Below are 3,946 nucleotides of genomic sequence, written 5' to 3'. Positions count from 1 at the left end.
TCCCCACGGACCCCACCGCCCTGCCGGCCTCGGAGCTTCCCGAGTACACCGCCCTGTGGGGCGGACCGGACTTCATGGCGGCCGTGGAGGACATCAAGGAGCGCATCCGCGCGGGCGAGGCCTTCCAGGTCGTGCCCTCCCAGCGGTTCGAGACACCCTGCGCGGCGAGCGCCCTGGACGTCTACCGCGTGCTGCGGGCCACCAACCCGAGCCCGTATATGTACCTCTTCCGCTTCGACGGGTTCGACGTCGTGGGCTCAAGCCCGGAGGCGCTGGTCAAGGTCGAGGACGGGCGGGCGATGGTGCACCCGATCGCCGGTACGCGCCCCCGCGGCGCCACCCCGCAGGAGGACGCCGCCCTCGCCGACGAACTCCTCGCCGACCCCAAGGAGCGCGCCGAGCACCTGATGCTCGTCGACCTCGGCCGCAATGACCTCGGCCGGGTCTGCGAGCCCGGCAGTGTCGAGGTCGTCGACTTCATGTCGATCGAGCGCTACAGCCATGTCATGCACATCGTCTCCACCGTGACCGGCCGGCTCGCCGAGGGCCGTACGGCCTTCGACGTGCTCACCGCCTGCTTCCCCGCCGGCACCCTCTCCGGCGCCCCCAAGCCGCGCGCCATGCAGATCATCGAGGAGCTGGAGCCGAGCCGCCGCGGCCTGTACGGGGGCTGCGTCGGGTATCTCGACTTCGCCGGCGACTCCGACACCGCGATCGCCATCCGTACGGCGCTGCTGCGGGACGGGACCGCGTACGTCCAGGCCGGCGCGGGCATCGTCGCCGACTCCGACCCGGTGGCGGAGGACACGGAGTGCCGGAACAAGGCGGCGGCGGTGCTGCGGGCCGTGCACACGGCGGGGCGGCTGGTGCGGGGCTGAACGCGTTCCGGGTTTTCGGCGTCGAATCAGGCAAACCGTATCCCCGGGGCGGGGCTGTCCGACCCGTGGGGGATAGTGGTACGCGTGAGTGCAGCAGCCGTACCCCAGCCCCGGGCCCATCACGAGCCCACCGCCTCAGCCGCGCGCGGCCGTAGACGCAGCCTCGGCGTCGCCCTGCTGTCCGGCGCGCTCGGCGCCGCGCTCGTGCTGCTGGCCACCAGCCGCACCTGGGCCAAGGGCACGGCAGCGGTCGCCAAGGGCACCCTGCCGCAGCATGCCAACGGTGACGACATCACCGGGCTGCCCGGAGCGCTGGCGGTCGTCGGCCTCGCCGCGCTCGTCGCGGTCTTCGCCGTCAACCGCCTCGGGCGCTGGGTCGTCTCCGGGCTGCTGGCCCTCAGCGGGGCGGGCATCGTGGTCAGCTCGTTGCTGGGCGCGTCCGACAAGGCGGCGCTCGAGGAGAAGGCGTCCCAGGCGACCGGCCTGGCCGACAGCGCCATCCACGACGTCGCGTACACCCCGTGGCCCTGGGTTGCCATGGTGGGCGGGCTCCTGCTGCTGCTCGCCGGAGTGCTCGCGCTGGGCTACGGCCGCCACTGGCCCGCCATGTCCGGCCGCTACGAGCGCACGGGAGGCGGCGGCAAGGGGAGCCGCGGCACGGCCGCGCGGGCGCGGCGCGGTGGGGCCGCGGGGGATCCGGAGCGGCCCGAGGAGCTGTGGAAGGCGCTTGACCGGGGCGAGGATCCGACGGAGCGGTCGGCGGGCCGCGAGGCCTGAGCGGTTAGGACCCCCCGCTCAAGACATCTTCGCGCGTCGGGGACAATGACGTGGGAGCGTTCGCCCCGCGCGCCCGGAACCCGGGGGCAGTAGAGCAACGAGGAGTATTCATGGCGGGTAACAACCACGGACACACCCCGGCCGCCTGGACCGGCGTCACCATCGCCTTCATCGGTTTCTGTGTCGCCGGTGCGTTCGTCGTGCTGGCCAACCCGATCGGCTTCTGGGCGGGCATGGTCGTGGTGGCCCTCGGCGGCGTCGTCGGCTTGGCGATGCGCGCGGCCGGTCTCGGCATGACGCCGAAGCGCCAGCCCCAGGTGCAGCCTGCGGCCCAGCCGCAGGCGCAGACCCAGCAGTAGGCCGAGGCCGGGTCGGGGGCGACCCGCCAGGTCTGTTCCGAGGCGCGGCGCGGGGTCCGGGCGCTGCGGCCGTACGGTCGTAGCGCCGTACGGAGGCAGATGCGCGGACCCTGAGCTGCGCCTTCGTGTATCCGCGGGGAGACTCGGCGATGTGACCGAGGAAACACCTGCGCCGACGGAAGTTCCACCGGACGTTCCGCCGGATGTTCCGCCGGACGTTTCAGGGGACGGCCGTGGGATCGGCGGCCGCGGGGTCGGGCTGGTGCGTCGGCTGGGCGCCCCTGTGGGCGCGCTCGCGGCGGTTCTGGCCGCCTTCGCCTTCGTCGGGCTCGTCGACCCCAACGAGCCGGGCCACTACCCCGCCTGCCCGCTGCTGAGGCTCACCGGCGTGTACTGCCCCGGCTGCGGCGGGCTGCGCAGCGCGTACGCGATCGCCCACGGGGAGCCGTTCACGGCGCTCGGGGCCAATGCGCTCGCTGTCTTCGGCTACCTCGGGTTCGCCGTGGTGTGGCTGCGGTGGTTCGTGGTGTGCGCGCGGGGGCGGCCGGCGGTGGGGGTGGCGGTGCCGGTGGTGCCGCTGCGGGTTGTACATGGGTGGGTAATCGGCGCGGTGGTTCTGGGATTCACGGTTATCCGGAACCTCCCCTTCGGGAGTTTCCTCACACCGTGACCGCTGACTTCATGGGGGTACCCGTTGGTTCCGTATCGGGTTTCGGGCGGCGGATTGTGCAGGTCCGCGTCAACCGGATGCGAGACCTCGGTCCTCCGCCAGATACCATCGCAGTGCCTGGTGAAGTGCTCGTCCCCCAGAGGACGCCCGCTGCGCCAGTAGTGATCAGAAGCTCCATCCCCGTCCGGAAGGGGGCCGCTCGCGTGAGTGTGCTCGACGAGATCATCGACGGAGTCCGTGCCGACCTCGCGGAGCGGCAGGCGCGCGTCACCCTCGACGAGCTCAAGGAGCGGGCCGCCAAGGCACCCCAGGCCAAGGACGGCGCCGCCGCGCTCAAGGGCGACAGCGTCAAGGTGATCTGCGAAGTCAAGCGGTCCAGCCCTTCCAAGGGCGCGCTCGCCGCGATCGCCGACCCGGCCGGGCTCGCCGCCGACTACGAAGCGGGCGGCGCCGCGGTCATCAGCGTCCTCACGGAGCAGCGCCGGTTCGGCGGGTCGCTGGCCGACCTGGAGGCCGTGCGGGCCAAGGTCGACATCCCGGTGCTGCGCAAGGACTTCATCGTCACCTCGTACCAGCTGTGGGAGGCGCGGGCGTACGGCGCGGATGTCGCCCTGCTCATCGTCGCCGCGCTGGACCAGGAGGCGCTGGTCTCGCTCATCGAGCGTGCCGAATCGATCGGGCTGACGCCGCTGGTCGAGGTGCACGACGAGGAGGAGGCCGCGCGGGCGGTGGACGCGGGGGCGCGCGTGATCGGCATCAACGCGCGGAACCTGAAGACGCTCGAGGTGGACCGCGGGAACTTCGCTCGCGTCGCGCCCGAGATCCCGGACCACATCGTGAAGATCGCGGAGTCGGGTGTGCGCGGCCCCCACGATCTGATCGCATACGCGAACGACGGCGCGGACGCCGTGCTCGTGGGCGAGTCCCTGGTCACCGGCCGCGATCCGAAGGGCGCGGTCGCGGACCTGGTCGCGGCGGGCGCGCACCCGGCCCTGCGGCACGGGCGGGACTGAAGCCGCCATGGACACGTACGCGCGCCTGGCCCGGGGGTGCCGCCCCCGTGGCTGCCGCGCGCCCGCGAGGCGGGTGCGGGGGCGGCGCGTGCGCTACCACATCGGATGCGAGCCCGGGCAGGTCAACGGGCGCCGATGGCGTGGCGCGCGTCGCGCGCAGCGTTGAGCTTGCGCGGGGTGCGCTGAGGTTGCACGTGGTGCGCTGAGCGTTCGTGGTGGGTGCCGGGGGCGGGGCCTCCGGGGCTGTCA

General features: G+C 73.0%; 6 protein-coding genes. All 6 read left to right on the top strand.

Annotation, left to right across the window (positions count from 1 at the left end):
* A partial coding sequence (locus tag CCN51_RS05110) for a chorismate-binding protein (RefSeq protein WP_211303205.1) occupies positions 1–878 on the top strand: 878 nt, incomplete at its 5' end.
* Positions 879–962: 84 nt separating this feature from the next.
* Positions 963–1,655, top strand: coding sequence for a TIGR02234 family membrane protein (locus CCN51_RS05105; protein ID WP_014180507.1), 693 nt, complete (start codon positions 963–965; stop codon positions 1,653–1,655).
* 110 nt (positions 1,656–1,765) lie between these two features.
* Positions 1,766–2,014, top strand: coding sequence for an HGxxPAAW family protein (locus CCN51_RS05100; RefSeq protein WP_014180508.1), 249 nt, complete (start codon positions 1,766–1,768; stop codon positions 2,012–2,014).
* 151 nt (positions 2,015–2,165) lie between these two features.
* The gene (locus CCN51_RS05095) at positions 2,166–2,684 is read left to right on the top strand and encodes a DUF2752 domain-containing protein (RefSeq protein ID WP_405384452.1); all 519 of its coding nucleotides are present in this window, start codon (positions 2,166–2,168) and stop codon (positions 2,682–2,684) included.
* A gap of 203 nt (positions 2,685–2,887) precedes the next feature.
* The gene (trpC, locus tag CCN51_RS05090; RefSeq protein WP_014180510.1) at positions 2,888–3,697 is read left to right on the top strand and encodes an indole-3-glycerol phosphate synthase TrpC; all 810 of its coding nucleotides are present in this window, start codon (positions 2,888–2,890) and stop codon (positions 3,695–3,697) included.
* 7 nt (positions 3,698–3,704) lie between these two features.
* Positions 3,705–3,863: a tryptophan biosynthesis modulator TrpM gene (trpM, locus tag CCN51_RS59830; protein WP_404745993.1), complete on the top strand. Its 159-nt coding sequence runs from the start codon at positions 3,705–3,707 to the stop codon at positions 3,861–3,863.
* Positions 3,864–3,946: the final 83 nt, after the last annotated feature.

The sequence above is a fragment of the Streptomyces milbemycinicus genome (assembly GCF_002154605.1).
GTDB classification, from domain to species: Bacteria; Actinomycetota; Actinomycetes; order Streptomycetales; family Streptomycetaceae; genus Streptomyces; species Streptomyces milbemycinicus.
Note: the sequence above shows the minus strand (reverse complement) of the source record. Positions and strands in the feature narration are given on the sequence as shown.

Excerpts from the sequence above, each read along its gene's own strand:
- trpM (WP_404745993.1), top strand. The coding sequence starts at position 3,705 with ATGGACACGTACGCGCGCCTGGCCCGGGGGTGCCGCCCCCGTGGCTGC.
- CCN51_RS05100 (WP_014180508.1), top strand. The coding sequence starts at position 1,766 with ATGGCGGGTAACAACCACGGACACACCCCGGCCGCCTGGACCGGCGTC.